Genomic DNA, 16,575 nt, shown 5'->3' on the forward strand with positions numbered 1-16,575 from the left:
AATCAAATGTACTTAAAGTAAAAGCCGCACGACGCTAGTAAATGGGAACAATAGAACGGTATGAAAAGCACCTAGTTCTTCTAGTTTTCGCATAGTTTAGGCAATTGTGACTAGCATAATACGCGAATAAACAGGAAAAACTAAGCGCTGTGAGTAGCCTGATGAATCAAGCGCGTGTTTTACGCACTAATTTTATCTTGCTTGCGTAACATTCCGTGTTTTTTAAGGTAGACCAACAGCAATGAAATGGCCGCAGGTGTAATACCAGAAATACGCGACGCCTTACCGATCGTTTCGGGTCTAGTTTCCGTTAATTTAGCCACGACCTCATTGGACAGGCCAGAGATCTTGCTGAAATCCATATCAACGGGTAGCAAAGTATTTTCGTGTCGCTGTGTTTTGGCGATTTCATCCATTTGACGGGCAATATACCCCGCATATTTAATTTGAATTTCTACCTGCTCTGCCGCTATCGGATCTTCAAGACCCGGACCTACGCTCTCAATTTCCATTAACTGACTGTAGGTCATTTCAGGTCGGCGTATCAGTTCTTCAAGAGAATGCTCGCGACTCACCGGATTTTTTAACATGGGATTGAGTTCAGGTGTAGCTGCGTGATCAGGATGAATCCACTGTCCGCGCAAGCGCTGTAATTCACTTTCAACCGCTTCCATCTTGTCGTTGTACTTCGCCCAGCGTGCATCATCAACAAGACCAATTTCGCGGCCCTTTGCAGTTAAACGACTATCAGCATTATCTTCACGAAGCAGTAGTCTGTATTCAGCACGGCTTGTGAACATGCGGTATGGCTCTTTCGTACCCATTGTCGCTAAATCGTCGATAAGTACGCCCATGTACGCTTGATCGCGGCGTAAAGTTAGCGGATCTTTCTCTTGAACTTGTAACGCCGCGTTCGCGCCCGCTACTAAGCCTTGTGCGCCCGCTTCTTCATAGCCAGTAGTACCGTTGATTTGCCCTGCAAAGAACAAACCTTGAATAAATTTAGTTTCTAGCGTTTGTTTCAAATCCCTTGGATCAAAGAAGTCGTACTCAATGGCATAACCTGGGCGAACAATATGCGCATTTTCAAAACCTTTGATCGAGCGAACAAGATTCATTTGCACGTCAAAAGGCAAACTAGTTGAAATACCGTTTGGATAAACTTCAATGCTGTTTAAGCCTTCTGGCTCAACAAAAATTTGATGTGAATTCTTGTCAGCAAAACGGGTGATCTTATCTTCAATACTTGGGCAGTAACGCGGGCCAATACCCTCAATTACGCCGGTGAACATTGGTGAGCGATCTAAACCACCGCGAATGATATCGTGAGTTTTCTCATTGGTATGTGTGATATAACACGGGATCTGCGTAGGGTGCATGGCTCTATCACCCATAAACGAAAATACCGGCGTTGGATTATCGCCAGGTTGAGGTTGCATCACAGAAAAGTCTAGCGAACGTGCATCAAGTCTTGCTGGCGTTCCTGTTTTTAAGCGCTCTACGCGAAACGGCAACGCGCGTAGTCTATCTGCTAGTGCTATAGACGGTGGATCGCCCGCTCGACCGCCGCGATAGTTCTCAAGACCAATGTGAATGGTGCCGCCAAGGAAGGTCCCTACTGTGAGCACGACTGACTTAGCTTTAAACTTCAGCCCCATTTGAGTAACAACACCGCAAACTCGATCGTTTTCAACAATCAGATCATCAACGCTTTGTTGAAACAGCGTTAGATTTTCCTGATTTTCAACAATGTCTCGAATAGCGTTTTTATAAAGCGTTCTATCAGCTTGTGCACGTGTTGCACGTACTGCTGGACCTTTTGAAGAGTTCAATGTTCTAAATTGAATTCCACCTTTATCGATAGCGAGCGCCATTGCGCCACCTAACGCATCAATTTCTTTGACAAGATGTCCTTTACCGATCCCACCAATTGCTGGGTTACAGGACATCTGACCGATCGTTTCAATGTTGTGAGTAAGCAAAAGCGTATTTGCACCCATGCGAGCAGCTGCAAGTGCCGCCTCTGTACCTGCATGTCCACCACCAACAACGATGACATCAAATGCTTCAGCATAAAACATGGTTGAACCTCACTAATAACTTACGATAAGCCGATTGAAAACTAAATTTTCTCGTGCACAGTCTACGAAAAAAGGGCGCGTATTTTATCTGACTTATTGGATAAAGAAAATGATTAAATTTTCTTCAAAACCTGTTTTTGAAAAGGTGTGATCGAATAATAAGATCTTAAGATCTCTTTTAGATCTGTTTATTTTTACTTTTATTAGGATCATCAAGATCTGTGGGTAACCGATCAAAGGACATAAAGATCATCAAGTTACGCGATCAATAACATTGGGACACCCCGATCCATAACCCTACTTCAAACTTGTGTATAAATAGCCTTTTTATCCACACCCCAATTTGTTTGAAAAGTTATTCTTTTTTCGATCAAAGCTTATACACAGTGGTTTGTAGGATCCTATCCACAGGGGTGATCAAGATGTGATCCAGCTGGGGATAAAATGTTTGCTATTTATGTATTGTGATCAAAAGATCGTGTAGTCACGCGCGCTATAGCGTGATCACACTGTGGAGGAGATCTTTCCCAAAACCTGTGATTAGATCGCCCGATCGCACTTATGCGAACCTTTAAAAAAGTGCATGCTTTTATGAACGACAATAATATTTTTTCTAAAATAACCCATTTTTCAAGATAGAACCGTCAACACTGAGCAAAATATAGTCACAATTATAATGAAGATGCGAGAAAACAGGAAAGGTCATTGTAAAGATTAAAGGGATCGATGTGTGTTCCTATGGATTGGAACACCGTCATTTTGGTTGAGCGGGTGATCAACAGATTAATTGATCCGTTCCCAATTAGCACAAACTGAGAAGGGGATAAGCGTTTGCAAAGGATAAAACTAGGAAGAGATCAGATATCGGAATAAACGCAACCAGGTGCTGTTAGCGCACCTGGTTAGGTTGATAGCGTGGCTGTGCAACAGAACTTTGCATATCCTCTTGTTCGATAGTTAGGCCTTCACGGCGGCTTGGGCCTTGGAATCGAACCTTATAGGTATCGTATTCTTTAATCGACTCAAAACAATAGCGACCAAGGGCATTTTCAAGTTCGGCTAAGTTGTGATTAGTGATTAAGATACAGTTTTTCTTGTTCACTAAGCGCTGTCTGAGTAAGTTCCCAAACCAGCTCTGTGCGTTTTTCTTAAGTGCCGACTCGTTCACACAGACCTCATCTAAAATAAGCAAATCTACGTCTAAAAGCTCTTGGTTTATTTCTCTGAAACGCTGACTAGCGTTATCGGTAGCAGAGAAATCAAAAGAAAAGTTGCGCATTTCGAGCAGAGTCGAGAGTTGGCGGTACAGTACAGAGATCTCGTATTGCTCGATAAGTTGATGGGCGATAGCACCTGCAATATGAGATTTACCGCGACCGTAATCACCGTAAAAAATCATCATATGAGAGCCGCTTTGGCGCCACGCTGGATCATCATGAGCAGCAATAAACGACTGTGCGATAGAAACAGCTTCAATGACATCGTCACTGTCTTCCACTAAGTTGGCAAACGTCCACTTTGGATTTAAGTCAGAACGGCCATGGATAGCTTCTACACGCGCTTTCTTACTACGCTGCTGTAGTTGTGACACTTCCTCGTTAGCTTTCGCTTCATACTGCTTGCGCAGCGTTTTGTAGTCGATGTATTCCCCATTGGGATCGACATCTTTTTTAAGCGCTTTAGCAAGATTAGCAATTTTGTCAGTTATACGATCCATAATGAGTTAACTCTTCTTTGTTGCGGCATACTTTTCAACCAGCTTTCTAGCATTATCATCTGCTTCAATGCCGGCTGCAACTTTCACTTGCTGCGTTCCCACCACTTTTGTCGGAGCATAGCCTGAAGCCAAGCGCTTTCGCTTAATATTGTTGGCAAATTTTTGTGTCCATTGAAACTCACTAAACACAGAACTTGGTCTTCCCAACCAGTAGGCGATGAATTCACCCACCTCATTGTCATCAAATGTTTTATCGATAATACCAAGCAACGACGCCATCTCTTCAAACAGCGCATTATTAGGCGTCCAATTTGGGCTCATGGCACTATGACGAGCATGGAGTTGTTCGAAGTCTGATTGAGGTTCACTTATAAGTGGAAGAAGTAAGGCTTTGCCGTTGATCGTGTGATCAAGGTCTAGCTCAAGGGGCAGGGCGACTAACCCTACTTGTTCAAGCTGTCTTATTAAACTGTTGATCTGACGGCCACGCTGATAAGGCTCTTCTTTGCTGTCGCCGTTTAGCAAATTCAATAACTTCTTGTAATCAATAGGCGCAGACGAAGTGGTCGCTGAATTAGCTCCTGTGCGCAGCCCAAGTAAATAGAGCACTCTACAATCATTTGAAAGAGGAGATTGTAATGCAGCCAGTTCAGCTTGGGTAAGGATGCTGTTCATAGCGTAATGTCCACATTGAAGGTGTAATTAAGCATTTGCCAGCTTTTCTTCAAACCATTCTACTGCAGCATCTTCGGGAATTGGATGTTCAAGGACATCAATGTATAGGGCATCGGTTATTAATGTTCCACCAGCCTTTGCTATGTGTTTTTCCATTTCTTTGGCACCGAAACAAAAGGTGTCGTAACTGGTGTCGCCCAGACCAATAACGTAGGCGTTAACTGTGCTTAAGTCAGCACTTTCTAGCTGTTTTGCAAACGGTTGGATATTGTCAGGTAGTTCACCTGCACCATGGGTAGACGTACAAACGATCCACGTTGAGTCTGTATTGATCTCTTCTAAACTCGGTTCAGCATGAATAGTGTAGGTGTGCCCACTTGCATCAAGTTTTTCTGCAATGGCATCCGCCACGTATTCGGCCGCACCTAACATGGTGCCGACAATTATTTCAAAGTGCTTGCTCATTAATGGGTTACTTCTCTATTTACGATTATCGTCTTAACGCAAGTAAGTCTTATCTGTTAGGTTATTCACCATCTTACTTGTAACTTTATTGATTACGCTACTTGCCGATACAGAACGATGAAAAAATCTTGCCAAGCAGATCGTCGGATGTGAACTCACCGGTTATCTCACATAGCGCCTGATGCGCCAAGCGTAATTCTTCAGCAAGTAATTCACCGGCCATGGCGTCATGTAGCTGCTGTTCACCTGTGCTTACATAGCTGTAAGCTTGATCAAGTGCATCTATGTGTCGTCTACGCGCAATAAACTGGCCTTCAGTCGTCGTGTCAAAGCCCATTGTTTTTGCTAAATGCGCTTTTAGTGTATCAACGCCGCTACCTTCTTTGGCAGATAAGTTGATAACCGAGATATCGCCTTGTTCTGTTGCAACCGAGCTTTGTCCAATATCTAAGGTACTCAAGTCTGCTTTATTGCGCACCACTGTAACCGGGATCCCTTGTGGCAATCGCGCCATAAACTCTGGCCAAATTTCATAAGGGTCGATAACTGACGTAGCGGTAGAGTCCACAACAAACAACACATGGTCAGCTTCGTTAATAGCTTGCCACGCACGCTCAATGCCTATTTGTTCTACTTTATCTGGGCTTTCACGAAGACCTGCAGTATCGATAATATGCACTGGCATGCCATCAATGTGAATGTGCTCTTTTAATACGTCTCTCGTCGTACCGGCAATATCAGTAACAATAGCGCTATCACGTCCTGCCAAGGCATTTAATAAACTCGATTTACCCGCATTAGGCCGCCCCGCTATAACCACCTGCATACCTTCGCGCAGTAAGGTGCCTTGTTTAGCTTGTTCGCGCACTTGAGTAAGACTCTGCATGATGGCGCTCAAATCACCTGATACTTTCCCATCCGACAAGAAGTCGATTTCTTCTTCAGGAAAATCAATAGCGGCTTCTACGTACATACGCAGGTGTACAATTTGGTCAGATAACGTTTGAATTTGTGTGGAAAACTCACCCTGTAGTGAACGAAGCGCACTTTTCGCTGCCTGTTTAGAGCTTGCATCAATTAAGTCGGCAATTGCCTCTGCCTGTGCAAGATCTAACTTATCATTCAAAAAGGCCTGTTCACTGAATTCACCGGGATTGGCCAAGCGAGCATGACCTGTAGCGAGTACAGCATCAATCAGCATATCCATCACTACCTGACCGCCATGGCCCTGTAGTTCAAGTACATCTTCACCGGTAAACGAATTTGGGCCTTTAAAAAATAGGGCTATGCCTTGATCTATTACACTTTTGTTGGCGTCAACAAACGGCGTATAGGTTGCAAGACGAGGTGCCAGCGCACTAGGAACTAATGCCTCAGCTATAGCTTTAGCTTTCGGGCCAGATACGCGCACTATACCCACGCCGCCACGACCCGGGGCCGTTGCTTGTGCGGTAATAGTGTCGGTAGAAAGGGTGAGTGATTCCATAAATTAGTCGCGGAAGTTCTTAAATTGAAAAGGTTGACTTAAGTTCGATTCTTTAACTAGCGCAATTGCCTGCTGTAAATCATCACGCTTTTTACCCGTTACGCGAAGTTCTTCACCCTGAATGGCAGTTTGCACTTTAACTTTGGCGTCTTTAATAAGCTTTACAATTTTCTTTGCCGTTGGCTGTTCAATACCTTCTTTAAACGCAATGGTTTGGCGATAGGTTTTACCGTGAGCGTCATAAGGCTTCACATCCATCATAGAGGTGTCTACATTGCGCTTAGACATCGCCGTTCTAAACATACTCTCCATTTGCTGAAGTTGGAATTCAGCTTCGGCTTTCATAACCACGGTTTTATCTTTGTATTCAAAGCTGGCGTCGATGCCGCGAAAGTCAAAACGCGTAGATAGTTCGCGACTGGCATTCTCGGTGGCGTTGCGAACTTCTTCCATATTGATTTCTGAAACAATATCAAATGATGGCACAGGTTAATCCTCTATCTTTTAAGACAAAACAGCCCGCATAGGCGGGCTGTATAATTAATTGATCAGCGTGTTATTTACTGCTGATGCCCCGCTTCTCCATGGAAGCATAAATCATTTTGGCTTGAACCAAGGTAATCACGTTACTTACTAGCCAGTATAGACTAAACCCGCAGGGAACCACAGGAAGAACACACTCATTGCTACTGGCATCCACTGCATAATTTTTTGCTGCATTGGATCAGTAATGGTGGTCGGCTGAAGCTTTTGCAATAGATACATACTTGCGCCTGTTAGAATAGGCAATACAAAGTATGGGTCCTTCGTAGAAAGGTCAGTGATCCAAAGTACAAAGTCTGCATGGCGTAATTCAACACTTTCCATTAGTACCCAATAAAGGGCTAGGAATATAGGCATTTGCAGAAGAAGGGGTAAACAGCCGCCCATCGGGTTTACTTTTTCTTTGCGGTATAGCTCCATCATAGCTTGTGACATTTTCTGTCTGTCATCGCCAAAGCGGTCTTTAAGCTGTTGCATCTTAGGCGCTAGATTGCGCATACGTGCCATTGACTCATATTGCTTTTTAGTTAGCCAGTACATTGCGCCTTTCACTACAATAGTGATAAGGATAATTGCCACACCCCAGTTATTAACTAAGCTGTGAAGAAACGTAAGCAGGGCGAACAGCGGCTGTGAAATCCAGAAAAGAATGCCGTAGTCAACGGTTAGGTCTAAACCACGGGCAATCTTGGCAAGTTTTTCTTGGTCTTTTGGACCCATGTAAAGGGTAGACGCAATAGTTTTGGTTTCACCAGGGGCTACGCTTTCAGACGGTGATAACACACCAATTACCGCATACTGATTTTTCAAGTTACGCGAGTAAAGCGTGTTAGTTTGTTCTTGTGAAGGTACCCAGGCTGACACAAAGTAGTGTTCAAGCATGCCAACCCAACCTGCCTTGGTTGTTTCACGTAGCTTTTCATCTTCTATATCGTCAAACGAGTACTTTTGGTAGCGATCGTCTTCTGTTGAATAAGCAGCACCACGGTACGTTGGCATAAACATGTTGCCGTCGTCTTCAAATTCCATCACTTGCTTAAGTTGTGCATAAGGCTGAAGCGTTGCTGAATTGCCGGTACCATTTTCAACGCTATAACTAACGTTTACGTCGTAGTGACCTTTAGTAAAAGTGAAGGTTTTGGTGATGGCCAAGCCTTGATTGTTTTTCCAAGTAAGAGGAATAACAAGGGTGTCGCCTGTCATCTCATAAAATTCATTTTGAGCGTTATAAACAGGTCGGCCACTGCTGCTGGCATCAGGGCCTTGTGCGCCAATAAGACCGCTTTGGGCAACATATAGACCATTGCCTGAACGAAGCAGGCTATACGGAATGTCTGAACCTTGCTCTACTGGGAACTTAAGTAAGTCTGCTGATACTACATCACCGCCTAACAAATCGATGCGTAAATCTAGCGTATCGGTTTTTACTTCAATAATTCGGTTTGTGTTTTGCGCGGCAGCAATAGGCTGTGCAGCGGGCACGCTATCACTGCTAGGTACATCTTCACTACCGTTATCATTAAATGAAGGTACACCTTGTGATGTTTCTTGCGATTGTTGTTGCTCGACAGGCACAACTGGCTGCGGCCCATAATCTTTTTGCCATGATTGCCAAAGCAAAAAGCTAACTAGCGCAAGGCCAATTATCAGAAAACTACGTTGCGATTCCATAGAGGTCTCTTTATTTTGAGTGTTTATCTTGTTGTTTTTCCGGCACTGGATCATATCCGCCGGCATGCAAAGGGTGGCATTTTAATATGCGTTTAATAGATAACCAACCGCCTTTTACTAATCCGTGTGTTTTTAATGCGTCTATAGCATACCAAGAACAAGAAGGATGGAAACGACATCGTTGCCCTAACATAGGGGAAATGAACCATTGATAGAACTTTATCAATGCCAAAGGCACTACAATTAAGAGTTGCCGCAACGCTTGTTTAATTTTTTCCATAGCTTTTCCAATGTAGCGAAAACTTCTTGGTTGCTAAGGTTGTCAGCGCCAGACTTGCCAATAACGATAATATCGACATTTGGTAAGTTGTGCTGCTTATGCCTAAAACTTTCTCTAACTAAACGTTTTAATCGATTTCTATCGTGCGCTTTACGAATACGTTTTTTTGCAAGCGTAATGCCTAAACGAGGAGTAGAAAGGGTATTTTTTCTGGCTAGAACAGTAAAAGAGGGAGATACAGCAGGGGTTGCGTCATCAAACACATAAGTAAAGTGGGTGGGAGTTAACAGACGTAACTCCCTGGAAAAATTATTTTCGCCCACTTTGGCGTCTTTCTAATTAAGCTGAAAGACGAGCGCGGCCTTTTGCACGGCGAGCTGCTAGTACTTTACGACCATTTTTAGTCGCCATACGAGCACGAAAACCGTGAGAACGCTTACGCTTCAAATTGCTCGGTTGAAATGTTCTTTTCATGACCAAAGTCTCACTTATATTTAGTTTAAACATAGGCGTTTTTGGTAACACAATGAACTGTTGCCAGAACAATGTGGTGTTTTCACCAGAAAAGCCCATCGAAAAAGGACGCTGAATTCTAGAGATCTCGGGGCCTACTGTCAATGCATATTCTTACTTTTCGGACGAATAACTGAACAATTTTCGTTATATTTTAATCAGCAGCTAGATTTTTCTTGCATATGAGTTGTGAATAACGCGTAAAAGAGGCTCAGGTTATCCACAGTAGTTTGTGAAAAACGTAAAACAAAACGTAAAAAGCAAGGTGATCCAACGGTTTTTTCATCTAAATTTAGAATGATTTTATCTTGTTTTAGTTGTATTTGATCTAAAAACAAAGCGCATAAATTACAATAACTTACTGTTTTGATCGAAAAGATCGTCTGGGATCGCCATTTACATTTTGTTGATAACGTTAGATAATCCACAGCGATTAAAACGATAACTTAAATTTCTCGCTGCTACCCAACACTTCCAACGCTATTTTCTTCCAATGGCGCTTTCCAGTGCCTGCTACTCTATGCTTGGCTTTATTAAGGAGTTGGTTTTTCGAGTGAGTCACAGGAGCTAACAACGTACCATGTCCTTGTGGAACCAATGTCTTGAAAGACTGCGTCAAGAATTACCAACGCAGCAGTTTAGTATGTGGATTCGGCCGCTTGTTTGTGAAGAGCAAGAGGGCGTAGTTGCTTTATATGCTCCAAATCGTTTTGTACTTGATTGGGTGAGAGACAAATACTTAAACAACATTACTGCGCTTCTAAGAGAATTTGCTGGTAGTGATGCGCCCCAATTACGATTGGAGGTCATGAGCCGCGACAGTGTTAATCGCTCTCAACCCTCTGGGATTAATACGTCTGCTTCTATACCTAGTACAAGCAACGCCAGCAGCTATAACAATAATTCTTCTTCTGGTAACCAAGTGTACCAAGGGAATAATTCTAATTATGGCGCACCTCAATCGAGTAATAGTGCAGGCCAAGGTCAACCGGTATCTCATCATTCGCCTTTATCCCAAAGCGGTAATTCGCGCATGGGCGCTAATAGTAGTGATCCGTCCAACTACAATGTGCAGAATAAGCGTCCGACGCCTTATACACAGCATGGCGAACAACGCAATCATGGATCACAAAATTCGGATCATAACGTTCACAATCATTATGGAAATCAAGGATCGCGATCCTCTACGCCCCCTAAGGTGATCCCGATCCCCGAGGCAATGAAGCACAAAAGCAATATTAATCCTACGTATCAGTTTGATAATTTTGTTGAAGGTAAATCTAACCAACTCGCTCGTGCGGCTGCCACGCAGGTAGCAAACAATCCTGGAGGGTCTTATAACCCGTTGTTTATTTATGGTGGAACGGGTTTAGGTAAAACTCACTTATTGCATGCCGTGGGTAATGGGATTGTTGCTAACAATGGCGACGCAAAAATTGTATACATGCATTCTGAACGTTTTGTGCAAGACATGGTTAAAGCACTTCAAAATAATGCCATAGAAGACTTTAAGCGTTTTTATCGTAGCGTAGATGCGTTACTTATCGATGATATTCAATTCTTTGCTAACAAAGAGCGTTCGCAAGAAGAGTTCTTCCACACGTTTAATGCACTCCTTGAAGGCAACCAACAAATTATTCTTACCTCTGATAGATACCCTAAAGAAATTGATGGGGTCGAGGATCGATTAAAGTCGCGTTTTGGTTGGGGCTTAACTATTGCTATCGAGCCGCCTGAGCTTGAAACTCGTGTTGCAATTTTGATGCGTAAAGCAGCTGAAAACCGTATTCACCTACCTAATGAAGTCGCGTTCTTTATCGCTAAGAGACTGCGGTCGAATGTACGTGAATTAGAAGGCGCTTTGAACCGTGTTATAGCAAATGCAAACTTCACTGGCCGTCCTATTACTATTGATTTTGTTCGAGAAGCACTTAGAGATCTTCTCGCTTTACAAGAAAAATTAGTAACCGTTGATAATATTCAGAAAACTGTCGCAGATTATTATAAGATAAAAGTAGCTGATATTTTGTCTAAACGACGTAGTCGTAGTGTTGCGCGTCCTCGACAGGTAGCGATGGCCCTGGCTAAAGAACTTACTAATCACAGTTTACCTGAATTAGGTAATGCGTTTGGTGGGCGTGACCATACTACAGTTTTACATGCATGTAGAAAAATAGAGCAGCTAAGAGAAGAAAGTCATGATATAAAAGAGGACTATAAGAACCTCATTAGGACTTTGTCTTCCTAACAACACGACCCTAGAGGCGAGATAGCACTGCGATGAAATTTACTATAAGCCGCGAGCATTTTTTACAACCCCTACAGTTGGTATCTGGTGCTGTAGAGCGTAGACATACACTTCCAATTCTTTCTAATGTTCTCATTAAAGTTAGTGAGGACGCACTTTGGCTTACTGGCACAGATTTAGAGGTAGAGCTAATTTCGAGCGTGAAATTAGAGGGAGATTTCACTGAAGGTGAAATTACTGTTCCCGCTAAAAAACTGTTTGATATTATCCGCGGTATTTCTGAAGGAACAGACATTCATTTTTCGTTAGAGGGAAGCAAGGCGCTGATTCGTGCTGGTCGCGGTCGCTATACGCTTTCAACGTTATCTGCTAACGATTATCCTAATCTTGAGGATTGGGAAGGTGAGGTTGAGTTTGAATTATCGTGCAGCGACTTAAAACGTCTTATTGATGCAACTAGTTTTTCTATGGCGCAACAAGATGTACGGTACTATTTAAATGGTATGTCTCTTGAAACTGAAGAGAACATCATTCGAACGGTTGCTACTGACGGTCACCGTCTGGCACTTTGCCGTTTGAACTATGAAACTGCGTTACCGTCTCGCCAGGTCATTATTCCTCGAAAAGGTGTATTGGAAATTTCTCGTCTTATTAGCGAAGATGATAAATCGTTAAAAGTACAGATTGGCGCAAATCATCTTCGTATTTTCTCCAATGATTTCATTTTCACCTCAAAGCTAGTAGACGGCAGGTTCCCTGACTATCGTCGGGTTTTACCTCAAAATGGTGATAAAGAAATTATCGCAAGTAAAGCTGTACTTAAAGAAGCGTTTTCGCGGGCCGCTATTTTGTCTAATGAAAAATTTAGAGGCGTGCGATTAAACTTGTCTTCTGGTGAGCTAAAAATAACAGCAAACAACCCAGAGCAGGAAGAAGCAGAAGAAGTCGTTGATGTGCAATACCAAGGCGACGACTTAGAAATTGGCTTTAATGTTGCCTATCTTATTGATGTATTAAATGCGTTAGGTACAGATGGCGTAAAAGTTAGTCTGTCTGATTCAAACGCGAGTGCACTCATTGAAGATGACGCTGATGGCGCCGCATTATACGTAATCATGCCAATGCGACTGTAGTCTTGTCTACATTGATTGTTTTCGTATAACTTCCTCTATTTTGTTATCTATATTCTCAAACCAAGAAGCGATGAATTTTTTTATTTATCGCTTCTTTTTTATCTTTAGTGTGATCTCATGAAACTGGACCGTGTCCAAATTACTCAGTTTCGTAACCTTATTTCCGTAACGCTTTCTCCTTCACCATCTTTAACTATCATAAAGGGCGCGAATGGCAGTGGTAAATCTTCGTTAATTGAAGCGCTTTATTACTTAGGTTTTGGTCGTTCTTTCAGAACAAATAAACACAGTTCAGTGATTCAGAATGAAAAAGACAACTTTAGTGTTTTTGCCACTTGTAAAACCGAAGCCGGGGAAGAGTTGAAACTCGGTTTTCAAAGAAGTAGAAACGATACATTCACTTGTAGTATTGATGGCGAACACTCAAATAAACTGTCAGATTTAGTCAGCTTAGTTCCGGTTCAATTATTTACCCCTCAAAGTACAGACTTAATAATCGGTTCTCCATCAGAGCGTCGTCGATTTTGTGATTGGGGATTGTTCCACGTGGAACATGACTTCCCATCTCTTGCAAATAAGTATGGTAAGTTTCTGAAACATAGAAATGCATTACTGAAGCAACAAGCAAATTTAACTGCGCCCCAAAATCAATATTGGGAGTCACAGTTTGCCGAACTGGGAGAATCTTTAACAGCGACTCGTCAGAATTATGTGGCTAGTCTTACTCCTATATTCAAACTATATGCTGAAGAATTTCTTCCGAACTTTGACGTAGAATTAAGTTACTATAAAGGGTGGGAAAAAGATGTCGCTTTATCAGAAAGCTTAGTTAAAAAACGCGAGTATGATGGTAAAATAGGACATACCTCTTCTGGGCCTCATAAAGCCGATTTAAAGCTTAAAGTGAATGGGGTAAATGCCCAGGAGCTTTTATCGAGAGGGCAGCTTAGAATGGCTGTGGCTGCACTACAAATGTCACAGACAAAGCTATTCAACTCGGCAACGCAACGAAAAAGTATATTTCTACTTGATGATGTCGGTGCTGAGTTAGATGCAGATAAAAGAGAACAATTTATTGATGGGTTGCTAAAAATGGATACGCAGGTTTTCGTTACTGCAATTGAATCCTCGCAACTCGCATTTATACAAAAATACAACGAAAAGAAAATGTTTCACGTGGAACATGGAAGCGTGAAAGAGGAGTAAAAGCTAGTATGTCAGAAGAGAACAACTACGACTCGTCCAGTATTAAAGTACTTAAAGGATTAGATGCAGTAAGAAAGCGTCCAGGTATGTATATCGGTGATACTGATGACGGTACCGGACTACACCACATGGTATTTGAGGTGGTCGATAACTCTATCGATGAAGCACTGGCTGGGCACTGTTCTGAAATAACTGTGCAAATCCATAGTGATGGCTCGGTTTCTGTGTCTGACGATGGACGTGGTATACCTACAGAGTTACACCCAGAAGAAGGTGTGTCTGCTGCCGAAGTTATTATGACGGTACTTCACGCCGGCGGTAAATTTGATGATAACTCGTATAAAGTATCTGGCGGACTTCACGGTGTAGGTGTATCGGTAGTAAACGCACTTTCAAGCCGATTGAAGCTACGTATTCGTCGCGGCGGTAAAGCGCATGAGCAAGAATACCAACACGGTGTTCCACAAGCGCCACTAGGTGTTACTGGCGACACAGACAAAACAGGAACAATGATTCGTTTCTGGCCTAGTTCAGATACGTTTACAGATACACTTTACCATTACGATATTCTTGCTAAGCGTCTTCGTGAACTTTCATTTCTGAACTCTGGTGTTTCTATTCGCTTGAAAGACGAGCGTGACGGCAAAGAAGACCACTTTATGTATGAAGGTGGTATCCAAGCTTTTGTTGAGTACTTGAACGAAAAGAAAACCCCAGTACATCAAAAGGTTTTCCACTTCGCAAGCGAACAAGAAGACGGCATTTCTGTAGAAGTAGCGATGCAGTGGAACGATAGTTTCCAAGAAAATGTATTCTGTTTCACAAACAACATTCCACAGCGCGATGGCGGTACTCACTTAGCGGGCTTCCGTGGAGCATTAACACGCACGCTAAATAACTATATGGAAAAGGAAGGCCTTAATAAAAAGGCGAAAACCAATGCTAGCGGTGATGATGCTCGTGAAGGTCTAACTGCTGTTGTTTCGGTAAAAGTGCCTGATCCAAAATTCAGCTCACAGACGAAAGACAAGCTTGTTTCTTCTGAAGTTCGACCTGCGGTTGAGTCTGCTATGAATGAAAAGCTTGCAGATTTCTTATTAGAAAACCCAGCAGAAAGTAAAATTATAGCCGGTAAAATAATTGATGCTGCACGAGCTCGTGAAGCTGCTCGTAAAGCACGTGAAATGACTCGCCGTAAAGGCGCATTAGACTTAGCTGGTCTGCCGGGTAAGCTAGCTGATTGTCAGGAAAAAGATCCTGCATTAAGCGAACTATATATAGTGGAGGGTGACTCTGCAGGCGGTTCAGCTAAGCAGGGTCGTAACCGTAAGAACCAAGCCATTTTGCCGCTTAAAGGTAAGATCCTAAACGTCGAAAAAGCACGTTTCGACAAAATGCTTTCATCACAGGAAGTTGCAACGCTTATCACTGCGCTAGGTTGTGGTATTGGTCGTGACGAATATGACCCTGAAAAGCTACGCTATCACAGCATCATCATTATGACCGATGCGGACGTGGATGGCTCACACATACGTACGCTTCTTCTAACGTTCTTCTATCGTCAAATGCCTGAAATCATAGAGCGTGGTTACGTATATATTGCACAGCCTCCACTTTACAAAGTGAAGAAGGGTAAACAAGAACAGTATCTTAAAGATGATGATGCGCTAACTAACTACCTTACTTCAATCGCGATTGACGGTGCATCTTTGCATACTAGTGACGACGACCCAGGTATTAGTGGTGTGGGGTTAGAAAACCTTGTTAAGCAATATCAATCAGTAGAGAAAATGATTGCTCGTATGAAACGTAAGATGCCTTCAGCGATTCTCTACAGAATGCTGTACACGCCTACGTTAAACCTTGAAGACCTTAAAGATGAAGCAGCACTAGCAAACGTAGCAGAACACTTCGTAGCTCAGCTTACAGAGCGTGAAAATGACGGCGCTACTTATCGTTACGAAATTAGAACTGATGCTGAGCTTAGCGAGTACTACATTACGATTATTATGCGTATGCACGGTATTGATTATGAGTACATCATCGATCACGAATTCATTGAGTCGTCTGAATACCAGCGCCTAAAAGAGCTTAATTTGGCAATCAATGACATGATGGGGGTTGATGCCTATATTCGACGCGGAGAGCGTAAACAGCCAGTAGAATCGTTTAAGGAAGCGTTAGATTGGCTGATGAATGAAGCAAAACGTGGTCAATATATTCAGCGCTATAAAGGACTTGGTGAGATGAACCCTGAGCAACTTTGGGAGACTACCATGGACCCAGATAGTCGACGTATGCTTCAGGTTACCATTGAAGACGCTATTGGTTGCGATCAGTTGTTTACAACTTTGATGGGCGACCAAGTTGAGCCTCGCCGTGAGTTTATCGAAGCTAACGCGCTTAATGTAGAAAACTTAGACGTGTAGTTTCACATTGCGAATTGTTTTTTTTAAAGGCGACCCAAATGGGTCGCCTTTTTTGTACACAACATTTGTTCAAGCGTGAAAATATAAGAGAGAGCAACAAAAAGTAAAAAATTGAACTACTATGGGTC

At 42.7% G+C, this 16,575-nt stretch carries 13 protein-coding genes and 1 pseudogene; 4 read left to right on the forward strand and 10 right to left on the reverse strand.

The window, feature by feature from the left end:
- Positions 1-179: 179 nt before the first annotated feature.
- The 10 genes and pseudogenes from mnmG to rpmH all read right to left on the reverse strand — a co-directional run bounded on the left by mnmG (position 180) and on the right by rpmH (position 9,392).
- Positions 180-2,081 (reverse strand): tRNA uridine-5-carboxymethylaminomethyl(34) synthesis enzyme MnmG, encoded by a 1,902-nt coding sequence (mnmG, locus tag KL866_RS01540; RefSeq protein WP_214992695.1) that lies wholly within the window; start codon positions 2,079-2,081, stop codon positions 180-182.
- 889 nt (positions 2,082-2,970) lie between these two features.
- Entirely contained in the window at positions 2,971-3,798 is an 828-nt protein-coding gene (locus KL866_RS01545) for an ATP-binding protein (RefSeq protein ID WP_025257152.1), read from the reverse strand.
- Between the two features lie 6 nt (positions 3,799-3,804).
- A complete protein-coding gene (locus KL866_RS01550; RefSeq protein ID WP_214992698.1) occupies positions 3,805-4,473 on the reverse strand; it encodes a DnaT-like ssDNA-binding domain-containing protein in 669 nt (222 codons plus the stop codon).
- Between the two features lie 27 nt (positions 4,474-4,500).
- Positions 4,501-4,938, reverse strand: a complete 438-nt coding sequence (gene mioC, locus KL866_RS01555) for an FMN-binding protein MioC (protein WP_025257150.1) — start codon at positions 4,936-4,938, stop codon at positions 4,501-4,503.
- Between the two features lie 97 nt (positions 4,939-5,035).
- Entirely contained in the window at positions 5,036-6,424 is a 1,389-nt protein-coding gene (gene mnmE, locus KL866_RS01560; RefSeq protein WP_214992701.1) for a tRNA uridine-5-carboxymethylaminomethyl(34) synthesis GTPase MnmE, read from the reverse strand.
- A 3-nt stretch (positions 6,425-6,427) separates the two neighbouring features.
- Positions 6,428-6,910, reverse strand: coding sequence for a YajQ family cyclic di-GMP-binding protein (locus KL866_RS01565; protein WP_214992704.1), 483 nt, complete (start codon positions 6,908-6,910; stop codon positions 6,428-6,430).
- 70 nt (positions 6,911-6,980) lie between these two features.
- Positions 6,981-8,638, reverse strand: a pseudogene (yidC, locus tag KL866_RS01570) (membrane protein insertase YidC).
- 10 nt (positions 8,639-8,648) lie between these two features.
- Complete coding sequence (yidD, locus tag KL866_RS01575) at positions 8,649-8,897, reverse strand: membrane protein insertion efficiency factor YidD (protein WP_081765860.1); 249 nt, start codon at positions 8,895-8,897, stop codon at positions 8,649-8,651.
- Positions 8,882-9,241, reverse strand: coding sequence for a ribonuclease P protein component (rnpA, locus tag KL866_RS01580; RefSeq protein WP_025257146.1), 360 nt, complete (start codon positions 9,239-9,241; stop codon positions 8,882-8,884). The genes yidD and rnpA overlap by 16 nt, the downstream gene beginning before the upstream one ends.
- Positions 9,242-9,257: 16 nt before the next feature.
- A complete protein-coding gene (rpmH, locus tag KL866_RS01585; protein ID WP_014290886.1) occupies positions 9,258-9,392 on the reverse strand; it encodes a 50S ribosomal protein L34 in 135 nt (44 codons plus the stop codon).
- Between the two features lie 619 nt (positions 9,393-10,011).
- Here rpmH and dnaA point away from each other — a divergent pair.
- The 4 genes from dnaA (at position 10,012) to gyrB (ending at position 16,447) form a co-directional block, all read left to right on the forward strand.
- Entirely contained in the window at positions 10,012-11,679 is a 1,668-nt protein-coding gene (gene dnaA / locus KL866_RS01590; RefSeq protein ID WP_214992707.1) for a chromosomal replication initiator protein DnaA, read from the forward strand.
- Positions 11,680-11,711: 32 nt separating this feature from the next.
- On the forward strand, positions 11,712-12,812 hold the full coding sequence (dnaN, locus tag KL866_RS01595) for a DNA polymerase III subunit beta (RefSeq protein WP_214992721.1): 1,101 nt from the start codon (positions 11,712-11,714) through the stop codon (positions 12,810-12,812).
- Positions 12,813-12,929: 117 nt separating this feature from the next.
- Positions 12,930-14,018 (forward strand): DNA replication/repair protein RecF, encoded by a 1,089-nt coding sequence (gene recF, locus KL866_RS01600; RefSeq protein ID WP_025257143.1) that lies wholly within the window; start codon positions 12,930-12,932, stop codon positions 14,016-14,018.
- Positions 14,019-14,026: 8 nt separating this feature from the next.
- Positions 14,027-16,447 carry a DNA topoisomerase (ATP-hydrolyzing) subunit B gene (gene gyrB, locus KL866_RS01605; RefSeq protein ID WP_214992724.1) on the forward strand — a complete coding sequence of 807 codons (2,421 nt, stop codon included), beginning with the start codon at positions 14,027-14,029 and terminating at the stop codon, positions 16,445-16,447.
- Positions 16,448-16,575: the final 128 nt, after the last annotated feature.

Origin of the sequence: Alteromonas sp. ALT199, from assembly GCF_018619335.1 — a bacterium.
Classification (GTDB): Bacteria; Pseudomonadota; Gammaproteobacteria; order Enterobacterales; family Alteromonadaceae; genus Alteromonas.

Coding starts and splice junctions, on each gene's coding strand:
- mnmE (WP_214992701.1), bottom strand. CDS start 6,424: ATGGAATCACTCACCCTTTCTACCGACACTATTACCGCACAAGCAACG.
- dnaA (WP_214992707.1), top strand. CDS start 10,012: ATGTCCTTGTGGAACCAATGTCTTGAAAGACTGCGTCAAGAATTACCA.
- KL866_RS01545 (WP_025257152.1), bottom strand. CDS start 3,798: ATGGATCGTATAACTGACAAAATTGCTAATCTTGCTAAAGCGCTTAAA.
- recF (WP_025257143.1), top strand. CDS start 12,930: ATGAAACTGGACCGTGTCCAAATTACTCAGTTTCGTAACCTTATTTCC.
- dnaN (WP_214992721.1), top strand. CDS start 11,712: ATGAAATTTACTATAAGCCGCGAGCATTTTTTACAACCCCTACAGTTG.
- KL866_RS01550 (WP_214992698.1), bottom strand. CDS start 4,473: ATGAACAGCATCCTTACCCAAGCTGAACTGGCTGCATTACAATCTCCT.
- rpmH (WP_014290886.1), bottom strand. CDS start 9,392: ATGAAAAGAACATTTCAACCGAGCAATTTGAAGCGTAAGCGTTCTCAC.
- gyrB (WP_214992724.1), top strand. CDS start 14,027: ATGTCAGAAGAGAACAACTACGACTCGTCCAGTATTAAAGTACTTAAA.
- mnmG (WP_214992695.1), bottom strand. CDS start 2,081: ATGTTTTATGCTGAAGCATTTGATGTCATCGTTGTTGGTGGTGGACAT.
- mioC (WP_025257150.1), bottom strand. CDS start 4,938: ATGAGCAAGCACTTTGAAATAATTGTCGGCACCATGTTAGGTGCGGCC.